Annotated in this window: 13 protein-coding genes; 12 read left to right on the top strand and 1 reads right to left on the bottom strand. The window is 72.5% G+C overall.

Going from position 1 to position 18,314, the window contains the following annotated elements:
- The first annotated feature begins 386 nt into the window (after nucleotides 1-386).
- The 5 genes from ACFVWU_RS00065 (at nucleotide 387) to ACFVWU_RS00045 (ending at nucleotide 5,649) form a co-directional block, all read left to right on the top strand.
- Nucleotides 387-1,085: a helix-turn-helix transcriptional regulator gene (locus ACFVWU_RS00065; protein WP_387613269.1), complete on the top strand. Its 699-nt coding sequence runs from the start codon at nucleotides 387-389 to the stop codon at nucleotides 1,083-1,085.
- Between the two features lie 127 nt (nucleotides 1,086-1,212).
- The gene (locus ACFVWU_RS00060; RefSeq protein WP_387613266.1) at nucleotides 1,213-2,295 is read left to right on the top strand and encodes an inositol-3-phosphate synthase; all 1,083 of its coding nucleotides are present in this window, start codon (nucleotides 1,213-1,215) and stop codon (nucleotides 2,293-2,295) included.
- Between the two features lie 133 nt (nucleotides 2,296-2,428).
- The gene (locus ACFVWU_RS00055; protein WP_387613263.1) at nucleotides 2,429-3,766 is read left to right on the top strand and encodes an MFS transporter; all 1,338 of its coding nucleotides are present in this window, start codon (nucleotides 2,429-2,431) and stop codon (nucleotides 3,764-3,766) included.
- A 195-nt stretch (nucleotides 3,767-3,961) separates the two neighbouring features.
- Nucleotides 3,962-4,576, top strand: coding sequence for a hypothetical protein (locus ACFVWU_RS00050; protein WP_387613260.1), 615 nt, complete (start codon nucleotides 3,962-3,964; stop codon nucleotides 4,574-4,576).
- A 35-nt stretch (nucleotides 4,577-4,611) separates the two neighbouring features.
- A complete protein-coding gene (locus tag ACFVWU_RS00045; protein WP_387613257.1) occupies nucleotides 4,612-5,649 on the top strand; it encodes a hypothetical protein in 1,038 nt (345 codons plus the stop codon).
- 72 nt (nucleotides 5,650-5,721) lie between these two features.
- On the opposite strand, the gene ACFVWU_RS00040 is transcribed toward ACFVWU_RS00045, so the two are convergent.
- Nucleotides 5,722-7,146: a CCA tRNA nucleotidyltransferase gene (locus ACFVWU_RS00040; RefSeq protein WP_387613684.1), complete on the bottom strand. Its 1,425-nt coding sequence runs from the start codon at nucleotides 7,144-7,146 to the stop codon at nucleotides 5,722-5,724.
- Between the two features lie 364 nt (nucleotides 7,147-7,510).
- Here ACFVWU_RS00040 and ACFVWU_RS00035 point away from each other — a divergent pair, with 364 nt between their 5' ends.
- From ACFVWU_RS00035 to trxA, 7 genes are all read left to right on the top strand, one after another.
- A complete protein-coding gene (locus ACFVWU_RS00035; RefSeq protein ID WP_387613254.1) occupies nucleotides 7,511-10,027 on the top strand; it encodes a DUF6049 family protein in 2,517 nt (838 codons plus the stop codon).
- 58 nt (nucleotides 10,028-10,085) lie between these two features.
- A complete protein-coding gene (gene murJ / locus ACFVWU_RS00030; protein WP_387613251.1) occupies nucleotides 10,086-12,581 on the top strand; it encodes a murein biosynthesis integral membrane protein MurJ in 2,496 nt (831 codons plus the stop codon).
- 306 nt (nucleotides 12,582-12,887) lie between these two features.
- The gene (locus tag ACFVWU_RS00025) at nucleotides 12,888-14,933 is read left to right on the top strand and encodes a serine/threonine protein kinase (protein WP_387613248.1); all 2,046 of its coding nucleotides are present in this window, start codon (nucleotides 12,888-12,890) and stop codon (nucleotides 14,931-14,933) included.
- 37 nt (nucleotides 14,934-14,970) lie between these two features.
- Entirely contained in the window at nucleotides 14,971-15,741 is a 771-nt protein-coding gene (gene sigM, locus ACFVWU_RS00020; RefSeq protein ID WP_387613245.1) for an RNA polymerase sigma factor SigM, read from the top strand.
- Nucleotides 15,738-16,652: an anti-sigma factor family protein gene (locus tag ACFVWU_RS00015; RefSeq protein WP_387613243.1), complete on the top strand. Its 915-nt coding sequence runs from the start codon at nucleotides 15,738-15,740 to the stop codon at nucleotides 16,650-16,652. The genes sigM and ACFVWU_RS00015 overlap by 4 nt, the downstream gene beginning before the upstream one ends.
- Nucleotides 16,653-16,846: 194 nt before the next feature.
- Nucleotides 16,847-17,812 carry a thioredoxin-disulfide reductase gene (trxB, locus tag ACFVWU_RS00010; protein WP_380608871.1) on the top strand — a complete coding sequence of 322 codons (966 nt, stop codon included), beginning with the start codon at nucleotides 16,847-16,849 and terminating at the stop codon, nucleotides 17,810-17,812.
- 131 nt (nucleotides 17,813-17,943) lie between these two features.
- Nucleotides 17,944-18,270, top strand: a complete 327-nt coding sequence (trxA, locus tag ACFVWU_RS00005; RefSeq protein WP_387613241.1) for a thioredoxin — start codon at nucleotides 17,944-17,946, stop codon at nucleotides 18,268-18,270.
- Nucleotides 18,271-18,314 lie beyond the last annotated feature (44 nt).

Genomic DNA, 18,314 nt, shown 5'->3' with positions numbered 1-18,314 from the left:
CGGGTTGGGCGTCCTTCGCCGTCGCTCGCTCATGTTCCAGCCACTCCTCGCCAGGCCTGTCCAGCCTGAAGGCAGGGTTCACGTCCGATGCCCGGACCGCCCTAACCCCGGAGGTTGGTCCTCGTGCACACGCGACAGCGTACGCAGCACGAAATGGCAACTAATCGGGCATCAGCCGTCAATTACCGCAAAACGGCGACAGATCATTACACGCCCGTTGCCAACCCCACCCGCGCGTCGGCTTGTGATCACATTCACGCGTGCCCCCCTTGCCCGTTCCGAGGGCCGGGTTTACTGTTCTCGATATATCGAGCCGATACATCGAAGCGGTATACCGTCGGATGCAGCGGCCGGGACGAAGGTCGAGAGGGAGGAGGACGACGGCAGTGGGCAGGCGCTCAGGAGTGCTGGAGTTCGCCGTTCTCGGCCTGCTCCATGACGCCCCGATGCACGGCTACGAACTGCGCAAGCGGCTCAACATCCTGCTCGGAGCGCTGCGGGCGCTCTCCTACGGAACGCTCTACCCGTGCCTGAAGAGCCTGGTCGCCCAGGGTTTCCTGGTCGAGGACAACCCGGACGTCGAGTACGTCCCGGCCACCGCGCTCAACGGCAAGCGGTCGAAGATCGTCTACCGGCTCTCCCCCGAGGGCAAGCAGCGCTTCGAGGAGCTGCTCGCCGACTCCGGCCCCGACGCGTGGGAGGACGAGCGGTTCGGCGTCCACTTCGCGTTCTTCGGCCAGACCGACCGGGCGGTCCGGATGCGCGTCCTGGAAGGTCGCCGGAGCCGGCTGGAGGAGCGCCTGGAGCGGATGCGCAGCTCGCTGGCCCGGGCCCGCGAACGGTTCGACGACTACACCGTCGAACTCCAGCGGCACGGACTGGAGTCGGTGGAACGCGAGGTCCGGTGGCTCAACGAGCTGATCGAGACCGAGCGGGCCAACCGCACCGGCCGGACCGGGCCCGCCACCGGCGGCACCGCCGCCGGACCCCACCAGACTTCGGACGGCCGTGGCCAGGAGACCGGGTCCCCGGACCCGTCCGGGCCACCGTACGACCGCCCGGGGCGCTCCGCCCAGGAGCGCTGACACCGCGTCAGCCCTGTGCCACGCGGCAGGAGAGGGCGCCTCGCGCCCGGACAAGCAGTCATCGAAGAAGCAGGACGAGTACCGCCGACCTCGGCGGTCCTCATGAGATCACAGGGAGCAACCGGAAATGGGTTCGGTTCGCGTAGCCATCGTCGGCGTGGGCAACTGCGCCGCCTCGCTGGTGCAGGGTGTCGAGTACTACAAGGACGCCGACCCGGCCGGCAAGGTCCCCGGGCTGATGCACGTCCAGTTCGGTGACTACCACGTCCGTGACGTGGAGTTCGTCGCCGCGTTCGACGTCGACGCCAAGAAGGTCGGCTTCGACCTGGCCGACGCCATCGGCAACAGCGAGAACAACACCATCAAGATCTGCGACGTGCCGCCGACCGGCGTGACCGTCCAGCGCGGCCACACCCTCGACGGCCTGGGCAAGTACTACCTGGAGACCATCGAGGAGTCGGACGAGGCCCCGGTCGACGTCGTCCAGGTCCTCAAGGACAAGCAGGTCGACGTCCTGGTCTGCTACCTGCCCGTCGGTTCCGAGCAGGCGGCCAAGTTCTACGCCCAGTGCGCCATCGACGCCAAGGTCGCCTTCGTGAACGCCCTGCCGGTGTTCATCGCGGGCACCAAGGAGTGGGCGGACAAGTTCACCGAGGCCGGCGTGCCGATCGTCGGTGACGACATCAAGTCCCAGGTCGGCGCCACCATCACGCACCGCGTGATGGCCAAGCTGTTCGAGGACCGCGGTGTCATCCTCGAGCGCACCATGCAGCTGAACGTCGGCGGCAACATGGACTTCAAGAACATGCTCGAGCGCGAGCGCCTGGAGTCCAAGAAGATCTCCAAGACCCAGGCCGTCACCTCACAGATCCGCGACCGCGAGCTGGGCGCCAAGAACGTCCACATCGGTCCCTCGGACTACGTGGCCTGGCTGGACGACCGCAAGTGGGCGTACGTCCGCCTGGAGGGTCGCGCGTTCGGTGACGTCCCGCTGAACCTGGAGTACAAGCTCGAGGTCTGGGACTCCCCGAACTCCGCCGGTGTCATCATCGACGCCGTGCGCGCCGCGAAGATCGCCAAGGACCGCGGCATCGGCGGCCCGATCCTGTCGGCCTCCTCGTACTTCATGAAGTCCCCGCCGGTCCAGTACTTCGACGACGAGGCCAAGGAGAACGTCGAGAAGTTCATCCGCGGCGAGGTCGAGCGCTGAGCACTGAGCTGACGACTCGTAGTCGCTCATAGCTCTCCGGAAGGGCCCACGATCACCGGATCGTGGGTCCTTCACCGTTTCGCGGCCAATGTTTCACGTGAAACGGTGCCCGGTTCCATGGCACCCTGGGCGGGTGGCGATCACCGAGAACGGCAGCACACACCAGTCCGCGCACCGTGCCACGCTCCTCGGTCTGCTCCGCGGCCGGGACTTCCGACGGCTGCTCACCGCCCGGGTGCTCTCCCAGCTCTCGGACGGCGTCTTCCAGGTCTCGCTCGCCGCCTACGTGGTCTTCTCCCCCGAGAAGCAGTCCTCCCCCGCCGACATCGCCTCGGTGCTGGCCGTGATGCTGCTGCCGTTCTCAGTGATCGGCCCGTTCGCCGGGGTGCTGCTGGACCGCTGGCGCCGCCGCCAGGTGCTCTACTTCGGCAACCTGGCCCGCTTCGGGCTGGGCCTGGGCACCGGCGCGCTGCTCCTGGTCCAGGCCCCGACCTGGCTGTTCTTCGCCTCCGCGCTGCTGGTCACCGCGCTCAACCGGTTCATCCTGGCCGGCCTGTCCGCGGCCCTGCCCCGGGTGGTGGAGCAGGACCACCTGGTCACCGCCAACGCCCTGTCCCCCACGCTCGGGACGGTCGCCGCCGCCTCGGGCGGGGGCATCGGCTTCCTGCTGCACCAGGTGATGACCCCCGGGCCGCGGGCGGACGCCGCGCTGGTCACGGTCGCCTCGCTGCTCTACCTGTCGGCCGCGCTGGCCGCCCGCCGGATGGACCGCGATCTGCTCGGCCCGGAGAAGCACGACGACCACCCGGCGCTCAGCCAGGCGCTGGTGCGGGCTGCCGTCGAGCTCGGCGCCGCCCTGCGCCACCTGCGGCGGGACTGCCGGAGCGCCGTGCACGCACTGGCCGCCGTCACCGCGGCCCGGTTCTGCTACGGCGTGCTGATCGTGGTCGTGGTGATGCTCGCCCGGTACACCTTCAACGACCCGGCCGACAGCGCGGCCGGGCTGGCCACCCTCGGCCAGGCGGTCGGCTTGTCGGCCGCCGGGTTCTTCGTCGCCGCCGTGGTCAGCCCCTGGTGCACCCGGCGGCTGGGCCTGGCCGGCTGGATGACGGCCTGCCTGCTCGCCCCCGTCGTCTTCGTCCCCGCGCTGGGCCTGTTCTTCGCCCCGGTGCCCTGCCTGATCGCCGCGCTGCTGCTCGGGGTGGTCACCCAGGGAACCAAGATCTGCGCCGACACCGTGGTCCAGGAGTCGGTCGCGGACGAGTACCGCGGCCGGGTCTTCGCCATCTACGACGTGCTGTTCAACGTCGCCTTCGTGGCCGCCGCCATGGTCACCGCCCTGGTGCTGCCGCTCTCCGGCCGGTCGGTCGGGGTGGTCGTCGGGGTCGCGGCGGTGTACGCGCTCACCGCGGTGCTCTACCTGCGGGCCGCCCGCCGCTCCGGTCCGCTGCCCGGCGACCGGCACTCCTGAAACCGCGCCGCCGAAGGCCTCGGTGCGGCGAACCACCGGGCCCGGCAAGCGCGATGTCCGAAACCGCGCTGTCCCGGAATGGAAACCGCCTGGTCCCGAAACCCCTTGTGGACTCCGGACGGATTGCGTCCGACCCAGTCGCTAGGGTACGTAGACCTGTCGGAGCGACAGCACTTGGTCTCGGGGGACGAACTGATGAGCACACCGCCCGGCCCGTACGGGCCGCCACCACCCACGCCGGCATCCCCGGTCGGCTTCGGGCCGCCCCCGCCGGCCTACGGACAGGCGCCGTACGCCCAGCCCCCGTACGGTCAGGCACCGTACGGTCAGGCACCGTACGGGCAACAGCCCTACGCCCAGCAGCCGTACGCCCAGGCTCCCTACGGGCAGCCGCAGCCGTACCCGCAGACACAGCCCGCCCCCGCTCCCCAGACGCCCCCCGCCAAACGCGGCCTCCGGTCCAAAGTGCGGATCGCCGTTGGGGCCGTCTGCGCCGCCGGGCTGGCCGTGGCCTACTTCGTGGCCGGCCCCAGCGTCAGCAGCGCCAAGGTCGGCGACTGCGTCCGGGTGAGCGGCTACAGCAATGTCGAAATCGTCAAGTGCAGTGACTCCAAGGCGAATTACAAGGTGCTGGCGAAATTCACCGGCACCACCGACGTGAACCGCTGCCAGCAGACGCCGCAGACCACCCGCACCGTCTACGGCAAGACCGGCCGCCGCTGGAACACCAAGCGGTACGTGCTCTGCCTCGGTTCGCTGGCCCCCACCGCACCCAGCACCACCGGCTACCCGCCGGTGAAGAAGTCCTGAACTCGTCAACCACCACCCTTCTCCGGGGGGACCACTTGTCCGTTCCGCCTCCGCCCCAGATGCCGTTCGGCCCACCGCCGGGCGACGGCAACCCGTACTCCGGCGGCAGCCCGTACGGCGCGCCGCCCCCGCCGGCCGCGGGCCCGCCCGGGTACGGCTACCCGAGCGCCCCGCCGCCGGAGCCGCCGTACGACGCCCAGCCGCCCGGCTACGGCTACGGGTACCCGCCGCCGGCCCCGATGGACGGCCAGACCTGCCGCTTCTGCGGCGGCTACCCGGCGGTGAGCGCCACCGTCCGCGGCCACCAGGGCCTGGTCCTGGCCTACCGGATGCTGCGGATGCACGGCCCGTTCTGCCGCACCTGCGGGACGGCCACCGTGCGCGACATGTCCGCCCGGACCCTGGTCCAGGGCTGGTGGAGCCCGGCGTCGCTGATCCTGGCACCGATCACGCTGCTGCTGAACCTCGGCGCCAACGGCCGGATCAAGCGGCTGCCCCCGCCGATGCCGGGCACCCACGGGCCGCAGCTCGACCCGGGCGTCCCGCTGGGCCGGCGGCCGCACATGGCGATGCTGCTGCTGCCGGTCTCCCTGGTCGTCACCGTGATCCTGGCCGCCACCGGCGTGCTCGGCCCGAAGGACGACAACAACAACGCGAACCCGGGACCGACGCCGGCGCCGATCACCTTCTCGCCGACGCCGCTGCCGATGCCCACCTACACCCCGCCGACCTTCCCCTCGCCGACCTTCACCCTGCCGCCGCTGCCGAGCATCACCCTGCCGCCGGTCACCACGCCCACCCCGACCGACTCGACGGACGGCCCGGACGACGCCAAGATCGGCGACTGCCTGCGCAACGAGAACGGCACCAGCGAGACCACCGACAACCACCCGAAGGTCAGCGTGCTGCCCTGCACCGACTCCAAGGCGCAGTACAAGGTGGTGTACAAGTACTTCGCCACCTCCGACCAGAAGGTCTGCGAGAAGCAGCCGAAGGCGGACAGCTGGTACACCAGCAAGCACCCCAGCCTCCCGGCCCTGGACTACGTGCTCTGCCTCAAGCAGCTCAAGTAACCGGCGCCGGTACGACCGCGAGGGGTGGCCCCGGCCGCGTGCCGGGACCACCCCTCGCGTCGTGAACGGACGTCAGCCCTGCTGCTCGGCCCACCAGGCCCGCAGCGCCGCGACCGCCTCGTCGTGCTCCATCGGGCCCTGCTCCAGCCGCAGTTCGAGCATGTGCTTGTACGCCTTGCCGACCAGCGGACCGGGCTTGACGCCGAGCAGCTCCATGATCTGGTTGCCGTCCAGCGCCGGGCGGACGGCGTCCAGCTCCTCCTTCGCCTTCAGCTCGGTGATCCGCTCCTCCAGGCCGTCGTAGGTGCGCGACAGCGCGGCGGCCTTCTTGCGGTTGCGGGTGGTGCAGTCCGAGCGGGTCAGCTTGTGCAGGCGCTCCAGCAGCGGCCCGGCGTCGGTCACGTAGCGGCGCACCGCGGAGTCGGTCCACTCGCCGCCACCGTAGCCGTGGAAGCGCAGGTGCAGCTCGACCAGGCGCGAGACGTCCTCGGTGAGCTCCTTGGAGTACTTCAGCTCGCGCATCCGCTTGCGGGTCATCTTGGCGCCGACCACCTCGTGGTGGTGGAAGGAGACCCGGCCGTCCAGCTCGAAGCGGCGGGTGCGCGGCTTGCCGATGTCGTGCAGCAGCGCGGCCAGCCGCAGGGTGAGGTCCGGGCCGTCCTGCTCCAGGGCGATGGCCTGCTCCAGGACGGTCAGCGAGTGCTCGTAGACGTCCTTGTGCCGGTGGTGCTCGTCACGCTCCAGCCGCAGCGCGGGCAGTTCCGGCAGCACGTACCCGGCCAGCCCGGTGTCGACCAGCAGCCGCAGGCCCTTCACCGGGTGCTTGGCCAGCAGCAGCTTGTTCAGCTCGGCCTGGACCCGCTCGGCCGAAACGATGGCGATCCGCTCGGCCATCTCCGTCATCGCGGCGACCACCTCGGGCGCCGGGTCGAAGTCCAGCTGGGCGGCGAAGCGGGCGGCCCGCATCATCCGCAGCGGGTCGTCGGAGAAGGACTCCTCGGGGGTGGCGGGGGTGCGCAGCACCCGCGCCTCCAGGTCGTCCAGGCCGTGGTGCGGGTCGACGAAGCCGCGGCCGGGCAGGTCGACGGCCATCGCGTTGACCGTGAAGTCCCGGCGGACCAGGTCCTCCTCGATGGTGTCGCCGTAGGTGACCTCGGGCTTGCGCGAGGTGCGGTCGTAGGCCTCGGAGCGGTAGGTGGTGATCTCGATCAGGAAGGAGCCCTCGGTGGTGTCCTTGCGGGCGCCGACCGTGCCGAAGGCGATACCGACGTCCCAGACCGCGTCCGCCCAGCCCTTGACCAGCTTGAGCACCTGCTGCGGGCGGGCGTCGGTGGTGAAGTCCAGGTCGTTGCCGAGCCGGCCGAGCAGCGCGTCCCGCACCGAGCCGCCGACCAGCGCCAGCCGGTGACCGGCCGCCTGGAAGCGGCGGGCGATCTCGTCGGCGACCGGCGACACCCGCAGCAGCTCTTGCAGCCCCAGGGTCTGGGCCTCGCTCAGGCCTGGGACGACCTGGACGGCGGTGCTGGAACGATCGGTGCGCGCGTTGGGCTCATTGGCAGTGGACACGGCTCACAAGGGTACGTGCCCCGACAGGTCAACCGCCCGCGCGTTTTGGGCGTCTCATCCCACAGCCCGCAACACTGCACGCCAGGCTGGATCGTTACCATGCCGGTGGACGAGTCTCGCGCACCGGAACCGGGGATGCGGTGTCGCGTGCCGCCACCGCCGACGGAACCCTCCGCGGCAGCAGTGCGGCGAACGGCGTCAGGCGAAGAACGTCGAGCGGGGAACGTCCGGCGGCAGCGCCGGACGGACAGCATCAGCAGCGAGCGATCGATCGAGAACGGCGAGGGCGAAGCGAGTGAGTGAGCCGGCACGGCACTCGGGCCTGGGGGCGCACCGACGGCCTGGACGGGCCGCGGGCCCCGCCGAACGTCCCGCGGAACGCGCCGCCGACGGACGGAGCCGGGGCCGCCGCGCCCGCCGCTTCGCCGCCGCCTGCGCGGCCGCCCTGACCCTGTTCACGGCCGCCCCGGCCGTGGCGCTGCCGACCGGCGGCGACATCCACCCGGCCGCCGACGCCACGACCACCGCGGAGTACCCGGTGGCGCTGACCATCGAGACGGTGGCCCCGCAGGTCGCCGCCCCGAACGGCACCGTGAGCATCAGCGGGCACGTCACCAACGCCGGCAAGTCGGCGCTCAAGGGCGCCCACGCGGCGATCCGCAGGCCGGCCTCCAGCAAGCCGCTGCAGCGGCGCAGCGAGCTGCAGCTGGTGGCCACCCGCAACGCGCCCGGCAGCGCCGACGGCGTGGAGCTGGACAGCCCGCAGTACGCCCTGCCGGAGCTGAACCCGGGCCAGAGCCAGCCGTACACCCTGAGCGTCGCGGTGAGCGACCTCGGGCTGTCCGACAGCGGCGTCTACGAGCTCGCGGTGGACGCCTGGGGCGCGACCACCGACAACCCGCGCGACCGGGCCCTGGGCATCGCCCGCAGCTTCCTGCCGTACAGCCAGGGCGGCACCGAGGCCCAGCCGACGAAGATCACCACGCTCTGGCCGCTGGTGCACGCCCCGGTGCTGGCCGCGCAGACCGTCTCCGACAACGACCAGGCCGTCCCGGTGCTGCGCGACGACAGCCTGGCCGCCGAGTTCGCGCCGGGCGGCCGGCTGTACGAGCTGGTGGACACCGGCTCCAAGCTGTCCAACCTGACCTGGATGGTCGACCCGGACCTGCTGGACGCCGCGTTCGCGATGACCAGCAAGCAGTACCGGGTGCAGAAGCCGGGCACGGATCCGGGCAAGCCGGCCAGGGACGACAACACCGTCCCGGGCACCGGCTCGGCCGCCGCCACGGCCTGGCTGGACAAGCTGCGCGCGGCCGTCGCCAAACAGGGCAGCCAGGTGGTCGCGCTGCCGTACGCCGACCCGGACCTCGCCTCGATCGCGCACAACGGCGCCGACCTGACCGGGATGGGCACCGCCCTGAACAAGGCGGCCACCGCCGGCCGGCTGACCGTCGAGGGCCGGCTGTCCGTGGACACCCGCTCGGACATCGCCTGGCCGTACCAGGGCTACCTCGACCAGCAGATCGCCGGCATCGCCCGGCAGGCGGGCGACGGGCTGGTGCTGGTCAACGGCGCGAGCATGCCGGAGCCGGACTCGGTGAACTACACCCCGACCGCGGTGCGCCCGATCGGCAACGGCCAGAACGCCCTGGTCGCCGACGACACGGTCTCCTCGCTCTTCCAGAAGGACCTGACCAGCCCCAAGGACCAGACCGAGGCGGCCCAGCGCTTCCTGGCCGAGACCTACACGATCACCCACGAGCAGCCGCAGAACCAGCGCGGACTGCTGGTCATGCCGCCGCGCGAGCTGTCCGCCGCCACCGCCAAGGTGCTGGCCGGCGCGCTGCAGGCGGCGACCGACAAGTGGCTGACCCCGGTGAAGCTGGACACGCTCGCCCAGTCCGCACCGGACCCGAAGGCCAACACCGCCGTCCCCTCGCCCGCCGACTACCCGACCCAGGCCCGGGCCACCGAGCTGTCGGCCGCCGACCTGAGCACCACCGACGAGATCCAGCAGAAGCTGGACATCCTGATGCGGGTGCTCACCCTGCCGCAGCGGGTGCGCGGCCCGTTCAGCGCCGCCATGGTCCGCTCGCTCTCCACCGAGTGGCGGGCCCAGGGCCCGGCCGGCAGCACCTACCGCGACAGTGTCAAGAAGTACCTGGACGACCTCACCGGCGCCGTCAAGGTGCCGGACAAGAAGGTGGTCACCCTGGCCGGGAACACCGGCCTGCTGCAGGTCAGCGTGAAGAACGACCTCACCCAGACGGTCACCAACCTGAGGCTGGTGCTCAGCTCGAACCAGCAGAACAGGGTGTGGGTGGGCAAGGCGGAGGACCTGGTCATCCCGGCCTCGCAGAGCGTCACCCTGCGCTTCCCGGCCGAGGCGCGCAACAACGGCCCGGTCACCATGACCGCCCAGCTGTGGACCACCGGCCCCAACCCGCAGAAGTACGGCGAGGCCAAGACGTTCCGGGTCGAGGTCACCTCGGTGACCAACGGGGTACTGTACGTCTTCGCCGGCGCCGGCGTCCTGCTGCTGCTGGCCGCACTGCGCTTCGTCCGCCAGCGCAAGCGCCGCGGCGGGCAGCCGCACGAGGACGGCGACCAGCCGATCGGGGACGGCCCCGCGACGGGCGGCGCCGGGGACGCCACCGAAGCGGAGCCGGAGGCCCCGGAGGAGGGCTCCGCGGAAGGCTCTGCGGAGGGCCCGGCGGAGGACTCCGCCGGTGACGGTCCCGCACAGACACCGCGCGCCAGCAGCCCGGATGGCCGGGATCGGACCGCCGGTGATGAGAAGGTTGGTCCTTGATACCGCCGACCCCCCGTAACGCCGGGCCGGCCTCCCCCCACGACAGCGAAGAGGTGACATGACCGGGCGCAGCGAGGAGCGGCCGCCTGGCCGCGGTGAGAGCCGGCCGGGCGCCGAGTCGCCGTCCGGCGACTGGTACGTGGCCGACACCTACGCCCAGGACCCGTACGCGGGCGACGCGTACGGGACCCCGCAGGACGACCAGGACCCGTACGGCCTTCGGACCGGGCGGCCCGCGGCCCCGCAGCCGCCGGCCACCGCGTACGACGTGCCGCCGCAGCTGCCGCCGCAGAGCGGCGGCTACCCGACCCCGGTGCCGCCGGCCCAGTTCTCGTCGCCGACCCCGTTCTCACCCCCGGTGCCGCCGATGCAGCCCGGCTGGGACACCCCGGCGCAGACCGCCTGGCCGCAGCAGCAGCCGCCGGCCCCGGCGGGCGGCCAGTGGGGCGGCGCCGAGCAGCCCCAGCCGCAGTGGGAGCCCGGCCCGGCGCACTCGGCCTGGGACAGCGAGACCACCGAGTACGTCGGGGTGGACGCGCTGTTCGGCGGCCGCCAGTCGGAGCCCGCGGGCCCGCCGCCGGTGCCCCAGCCCGCCCCGGCCCAGCCGACCGCGCCCGTGCCCCCGGCCGAGCCGTTCCCGGCCGCGCCGGTCCCGCCGGCCGCCCCCGCGCCGTTCCCGCCGACGGGCGGCTACCCGGGGCAGCCGCAGTACGGCGGCCCGGAGGGGCAGCGCCCCTTCGTGCCGCCGATCGAGTTCGACCCGCCGCTCTCCGAGGAGGAGGCCACCATGCAGGTGGCCGCCGTGGCGGTGCCCCCGGCGGTCGAGCCGCTGGCGGACCTCACCGACGAGCCCGCCGCGCAGCCGCAGGAGCAGGCCGCCGAGCCGGCCCCGGCCGCCGGCGGGGGTGGCGGCAAGGTCGCCAGCCTGCTGAACTCCAGCGCGATCATGGCGGCCGGCACCCTGGTCTCCCGGGGCACCGGCTTCCTGCGGACGATGGTGATCGCCGGTGCGATCGGCATCGCGGTCATGGGTGACTCGTACAACGCGGCGAACACCCTGCCGACCCTGCTGTACATCCTGATCGGCGGCGGCGCGCTGAACGCGGTCTTCGTGCCGCAGCTGGTGCGCAGCATGAAGAACGACGAGGACGGCGGCACCGCCTACGCCAGCCGACTGCTCACCCTGGTGATGGTCGGACTCGGCGGCGTGGTGTTCCTGGCGGTGCTCGGGGCGCCCCTGCTGGTCCAGCTGATCGCGCACCCGATGATGTCGAACCCGGCCCGCGCCGACACCACGGTGGCGCTGGCCCGGTACTGCCTGCCGACCATCTTCTTCATGGGCGTCCATGTGGTGATGGGCCAGATCCTGAACGCCCGCGGCCGGTTCGGCGCGATGATGTGGACCCCGGTCCTCAACAACATCGTGGTGATCTTCACCTTCGGCGCGTACATCTGGGTCTACGGCGGCTACAACGGCACCCAGGTCACCCCGGAGAACATCTCCCCGGAGGGCGTCCGGCTGCTCGGCCTGGGCACCCTGCTCGGCCTGGTGGTCCAGTCGCTGGCGATGATCCCGTACCTGCGGGCCGCGGACTTCCACTTCCGTCCGCGCTTCGACTGGCGCGGCCACGGCCTCGGCAAGGCGGCCCGGCTGGCCAAGTGGACCTTCTTCTTCGTGCTCGCCAACCAGGCCGGCTACCTGGTCATCACCCAGCTGGCCACCGCCGCCGGCAGCGCCGCCGAACAGGGCGGTCACGGCGGTGTCGGCCTGTCGGCCTTCTCCAACGCCCTGCTGATCTGGCAGCTCCCGCAGGCCGTCATCACCGTCTCGATCATGAGCGCGGTGCTCCCCCGGCTCTCCCGGGCAGCGGCCGACGAGGACGCCGGCGCCGTCCGGGACGACCTGTCCTACGGGCTGCGCACCACCGCGGTGGCGGTCGTCCCGGCGGCCTTCCTGTTCCTGGCGCTCGGCCCGGCGATCGGCCGCTCGATCTACGCGGTCGGCGGCGGCAGCACGGCCCTGGACAACGCGACCAACGTCGGTCTGATGCTCTCGGCCTTCGCGCTCGGGCTGATCCCGTACTCGGCCCAGTACGTGATGCTGCGCGGCTTCTACGCCTACGAGGACACCCGGACGCCGTTCTCCAACACCGTCTGGGTGGCCGCCTGCCAGGCCGGCTTCTCGCTGATCTGCTGGGTCGCGCTGCCCGCGCAGTGGACCGTGACCGGAATGGCCTTCGGCTACGGCCTCGCCTACGCCGTCGGAGTGACGGTCGCGGTGCCGAAGCTGAAGAAGAAGATCGGCGGGCTGGACACGAAGCGGATCGGCAAGACCTACAGCCGGCTGGCCGCCGCCTGCGTCCCGGCCGCGGTGGTCGGCCTCGGCGTCAGCCTGGCGGTCCAGCAGGTGCTCGCCGGCTGGCTGGGCAGCGTGCTGTCGGTGGTCCTGGGCGGCGGCCTCCAGATGCTGGTGTTTGTGTTCATCGCCAAGCGTCTGCGGATCGAGGAGATGAACGCCATGCTGGGCATGGTCCGAGGCCGACTGGGCCGCTGATCACCGCGTCAACCGGCCGGACGAGCGGGCGCCCTGACCGGGCGTCAACCGGGGCGACCACCGCCTCCGCCCGTCCGGCCGAATGCTGTGCCGCCACCCGTACCGGGCGCTCCCGGGCCCACAAGGTGGCGGCCCGGTGTCGGATCTGCACCACATCTCTCCACCCCTACGCAACCGAGCGGACCTTTCAGCGGTCGTACCCGGTGGAGAAGAGTGGGCACAATTGTCCTGGAGCACAGGACGGCCAATCCGCGGGCTCCAGCGACTCTCTCAAGCCGGGGCGACACAAGGGGAGGCAGGACCACGGTGGCTGATGGCACCAAGGCGGTCGTCGACACGTCAGCAGCTGACGCGGCGGCGGACGAGGCCGCGCTGGCCGCGGCGATCGACGAGCTCGGGAGCGGGAAGGCCGCCCCGGCGGACGCCGCCGACGTCCCCTCCGCCGACGCACCCTCCGCGGACGCCGCCGAGGCCGACGACGAGACCGACGACGAGGCGGCCGCCGAGGCCGACCTCGAGGCTGACAACGAGGCCGACCTCGAGGCCGCCGAGTCCCCTGCGGCCGACGACGCGGACGCTCCCGCGGAGCCCCGACCGGGGGCCTCCGTCGGCGAGGAGACCTCGGAGATCACCGCCCCGCTCTCGGTCCAGGAGATCGCCGCCGAACTGGCCGCCGGCTCCGCCCCGAAGAAGCCCGCCCCCGCCCCGGAGCCGGCCGCCGCCAAGCGCCGTCCCACCGACCCGCAGCCCACGGTCGACCCGCGCGACACCGCCACCCTCCCGCGCACCCTCCCGGCGCCGATGCGGCACAGCGGCGACATGATCGGCCACCGGTACCGGCTGGAGGAGTGCATCTCCCAGACCGAGACCTTCAGCAGCTGGCGCGCCGTCGACGAGAAGCTGCGCCGGGCCGTCGGTGTCCACCTGATGGCCTCCGGCCACCAGCGCGCCCGCAAGGTGCTGGCCGCCGCCAAGTCCGCCGCCCTGCTCGGCGACCCGCGCTTCGTACAGGTCCTGGACGCCGTCCAGGAGGGCGAGCTGGTCTACGTCGTGCGGGAGTGGCTGCCGCGCGCCTCCGACCTCGCCAAGCTGCTCGTCGACGGCCCGATGGAACCGCACGAGGCGTACCAGATGGTCCGCCAGGTCGCCGACGCGGTCGCCGCCGCCCACCGCCGCGGCCAGGCCCACCTGCGGCTCACCCCGCGCTGCGTGCTGCGCACCGACAGCGGCCAGTACCGGATCAACGGCATCGCGGTGGACGCCGCGCTGCGCGGGCTGCCCGCCGAGGACTCCGACGAGGACGCCCAGCGCACCGACACCCGTGCGATCGGCGCACTGCTGTTCGCCGCACTCACCCACCGCTGGCCGTACCCCGAGGACCGCTACGACCTCCAGGGGCTGCCGAAGGGCCTGCAGAACGCCGCACCGGACCAGGTCCGCGCGGGCGTCCACAAGGGCCTGTCCGAGCTCGCCGCGCGGGCCCTGTTCGACCACCCGCCGCACCACGCCGAGCCGATCACCACCCCGGAGGAGCTGGTCCGGGCGATCGCCCGGCTGCCCAAGATCCGCCAGCCCGAACCGGAGCTGCCCGCCTTCCAGGCCCCGCCCCGGCACAACACCCACGCCCTGCCCACCGCGCCCAACCCGACCCGGGTGGCCGACACGACGGTCGCCCCGCTGCCGCCCTCCTCCCGGCCCACCGCCTCCCGGCGCACCAAGCGGCGGCTGCGCCGGGTGATCAAGGCCACCGCCTGGACGGTCGCGCTGGGCGCGATCGGCGTCGCCTCCTGGCAGTTCGTCGGCAGCCTGCGCAACCCCCCCGGTCAGACCGTTGCCACCCCGCAGCCCTCGGTCAGCACCACCGCGCCGAGCGCGCAGCCGACGGCGCACACGCCGGTGCCGATCCAGATCAAGGAAGCCTTCTCCTACAACCCGCGGGGCGACTCGCCGGAGTCCCTCTGGCTGCTTCCGAAGGTCTTCGACGGGGACCCGAACACCGCCTGGGTGACCAAGACCTACAACGACCCCTTCGGCCCCAAGCCACCGTTCAAGGACGGCACCGGCCTGCTCATCGACCTCGGCTCGGCGCAGTCGGTCAGCTCGGTGAACGTCCAGTTCACCGGCATCACCACGGCTGAGCTGCGGGTGCCGAACGCCCAGGCCGCCGTCAGCCCGCAGGGCGCCCAGCCCGAGGCCTACAACGTGCTGGACAAGCAGAGCGGCAGCACGGTCGACTTCACCCTGAGCAGCCCGACGAACACGCGTTATCTCTTGATCTGGCTGACCAGCCTGCCGAAGGATACGGGTGGTGGTTATCGCGGTGGGGTCAACGAGGTGAAGGTCTTCGGCTGACCGCGCGCCCGCACACACCGGACGACGGCGACAAGGGGTGACAGTGGCGGACGACGACGCGACACTGCTCGCCCGGCACGTCGCCGGCGACCCGGACGCCTTCGGCCTCCTGGTGAACCGCCACCGCGACCGACTCTGGGCGGTCGCCCTGCGCACTCTGGGCGACCGTGACGAGGCCGCCGACGCCCTCCAGGACGCCCTGGTCTCCGCCTTCCGGGCCGCCGCCGGCTTCCAGGGGCGCTCGGCGGTCACCACCTGGCTGCACCGGATCGTGGTCAACGCCTGCCTGGACCGCGCCCGGCGCAGCGCCACCCGCCGCACCACCCCGCTGGACGACGACCCCCAGCGGCTGGACGCCCTGGTCGGCTCCGCCGAACCGGCCGACTCCCCGGTGGTCCGGGCCGAGGTGCACCGCGAGCTGACCGCGGCGCTCGCCGAGCTGCCCCCCGAGCAGCGGGCCGCACTGGTCCTGGTCGACATGCAGGGCTACCCGGTCGCCGAGGCCGCCGAGCTGCTGGGCGTCCCGGTGGGCACGGTGAAGAGCCGCTGCGCACGCGGCCGGGCCCGGCTGCTGCCGCTGGTCCGGCACCTGCGCGAGGCGGACGACGGGTCCGGTGTTCCACGTGGAACACCGGCGCGCGGAACGCCGGGACGCGGGACACCCGCACGAGAGACACCGAGCGCCCCCGGCGCGGCCCCGCCGTCACGCCGGGGCACCGCGGGGAACCCGTCGGGCCCCCGCACCGTCACAGGGACAGGCCCGAGCACCGGCCGGACGATGCTGGAAGGAGATGCGAGCACGCGATGACGACCGCCCCCCTCTCCTCCCCCGAACCCGCCGACGCCCACCCCTCCGTCGAGGATCTCGCCGACCTCGCCGAGGGCCTGATCGAGCCCGCCGAGACCGCCGAGGCGCTGCGCCGGCACCTGGACGACTGCGCCGAGTGCCGGGAGACCGTCGACGCGCTGGCCGAGGTGCAGGCGCTGCTCGGTGCCGTCGAGCCCGAGCCGATGCCCGTCGACGTCGCCGCCCGGCTGGACGCCGCCCTGGCCGAGGCCGCCCGCTCCGAGGCCGCCGGCCGCCCCCAGGAGGCCGCCGGATCGGACCGCCGGACGGTCACCCCGGCTCCGCCCGTACGGGCCGCAGCGGCGCCCTCCGCGCCCCCGTCCCGCCCCGTCTCCGCCACCGGGCCCGGCCGCCCCCGCCCGCGTCGGCGGCGGGCCGGTCTGTTCCTCGGCGCGACCGCCGTACTGGCCGCCCTCGGGCTCGGCGGGGCACTGCTGCTGAACTCCTCCGACCCGACCGCCCGCCCCTCGGTCGCCGCGGGCGCCCCGGCGGGCACCTCCGCCACCGACCAGAGCGCCCGCACCCCCCGCAGCACCGGTCCGGTCACCGTGTACCAGGAGGACCGACTCACCGCCCAGGTGCAGCAGCTGCTGGCCCGCTCCGGCACCGCTCCCGGGCCGCGCGCCACCGGACCCGCCAAGTCCGACGCCGCGGCACCCGCCGAGGGCATCCGGCCGGAGCTCAACACCCCGGCCCCCTGTCCGGCCCCCGCCGCCGGCACCCCGCTGGCCACCGACCGGGGCAGTTTCCAGGGCGCCCCGGTCGAGGTCCTGGTCTACCCGGACGCCGGCCGGCCCGGGTTCGTGGAGGTCTACCTGCGTTCCCCCGACTGCGGCCCGATCGTGCTGCAGCGGACCGTCCCCAAGGGCTGACCAGGCGTTCCCAGCCGTCGCGGGACCGTTCCCATGCGATCGACGACCAGGACGCCACGCCGCTCCCACACTGCGGGCGCATGGTACTGATCGGCCTGGGAATGCGAGAGACTGGTCAGTCGTTGTCCCGGGCGGCGGAGCAGGACCGCCCTCCCCGCAGCAAACGCGGGTCGCGATGCGAACCAGGAGAAGCAGTGAGCGACGTCCGTAACGTGATCATCATCGGTTCCGGCCCGGCCGGGTACACGGCTGCGCTCTACACGGCCCGTGCCTCCCTCAAGCCGCTGGTCTTCGAGGGGGCCGTCACCGCCGGTGGTGCCCTGATGAACACCACCGAGGTCGAGAACTTCCCGGGCTTCCGGGACGGCATCATGGGCCCCGAGCTGATGGACAACATGCGGGCGCAGGCCGAGCGCTTCGGCGCCGAGCTGATCCCGGACGACATCGTCGCGGTCGACCTCACCGGTGACATCAAGACCGTCACCGACTCCGAGGGCAATGTGCACAAGGCCCGCGCCGTGATCGTCACCACCGGCTCCCAGCACCGCAAGCTGGGCCTGCCGAACGAGGACAAGCTCTCCGGCCGCGGTGTCTCCTGGTGCGCGACCTGCGACGGCTTCTTCTTCCGCGACCAGGACATCGCGGTGGTCGGCGGCGGCGACACCGCCCTGGAGGAGGCGACCTTCCTCTCCCGCTTCGCCAAGAGCGTCACGATCATCCACCGCCGGGACACCCTGCGCGCCTCGAAGGCGATGCAGGAGCGCGCCTTCGCCGACCCGAAGATCCGCTTCGAGTGGGACAGCGCGGTCGAGGCCATCCACGGCGACCCGAAGCTGACCGGCGTCACCCTGCGCGACACCACCACGGGCGAGACCCGCGAGCTGGCCGTCACCGGTCTGTTCATCGCGATCGGCCACGACCCGCGCACGGACCTGTTCAAGGGCCAGCTGGACCTCGACGCCGAGGGCTACCTCAAGGTCGAGTCCCCCTCGACCCGGACCAACATCGAGGGCGTGTTCGGCGCCGGCGACGTCGTGGACCACACCTACCGCCAGGCCATCACCGCCTCCGGCACCGGCTGCTCCGCCGCGCTGGACGCCGAGCGCTACCTCGCCGCGCTGGACGACCTGGAGTCCAAGGCCGCCGCCGTGGCGGTCTGACCCCCTCGCCACCGACCGATCCCCGCTGGGGTGTTCCACGTGGAACACCCCAGCCCCGGCCAGGCAGAAACAGAAACGGCCCTCCCGTTGTTCTCCTGGCAGCCCCCTCCGTCCGAACCCGAGGAGTTCCCGTGGCCGGCGCCACCACCACCGTCACCGACGCGACGTTCAAGTCCGACGTCCTGGACAGCGAGAAGCCCGTACTGGTCGACTTCTGGGCCACCTGGTGCGGCCCGTGCCGCCAGGTCGCCCCGGTCCTGGAGGACATCGCGGCCGAGCACGGCGACAAGCTGACCGTGGTCAAGCTCGACGTGGACGCCAACCAGGTGACCGCCGCCGAGTACAACGTCATCTCGATCCCGACCCTGATCCTCTTCAAGGGCGGCCAGCCGGTGAAGCAGATCACCGGCGCGCGTCCGAAGGCCGCGCTGCTGCGCGAGCTGGACGGCCTGTACTAGGCCCTTCGGTCCTCAACCGAACGGCGGCGGGGCTCCCCACACCC

It is taken from the genome of Kitasatospora sp. NPDC058190 (assembly GCF_042883685.1).
Lineage (GTDB): Bacteria > Actinomycetota > Actinomycetes > Streptomycetales > Streptomycetaceae > Kitasatospora.
Note: the sequence above shows the minus strand (reverse complement) of the source record. Positions and strands in the feature narration are given on the sequence as shown.

Coding starts and splice junctions, on each gene's coding strand:
- ACFVWU_RS00050 (WP_387613260.1), top strand. CDS start 3,962: ATGAGCACACCGCCCGGCCCGTACGGGCCGCCACCACCCACGCCGGCA.
- ACFVWU_RS00015 (WP_387613243.1), top strand. CDS start 15,738: ATGACGACCGCCCCCCTCTCCTCCCCCGAACCCGCCGACGCCCACCCC.
- murJ (WP_387613251.1), top strand. CDS start 10,086: ATGACCGGGCGCAGCGAGGAGCGGCCGCCTGGCCGCGGTGAGAGCCGG.
- ACFVWU_RS00060 (WP_387613266.1), top strand. CDS start 1,213: ATGGGTTCGGTTCGCGTAGCCATCGTCGGCGTGGGCAACTGCGCCGCC.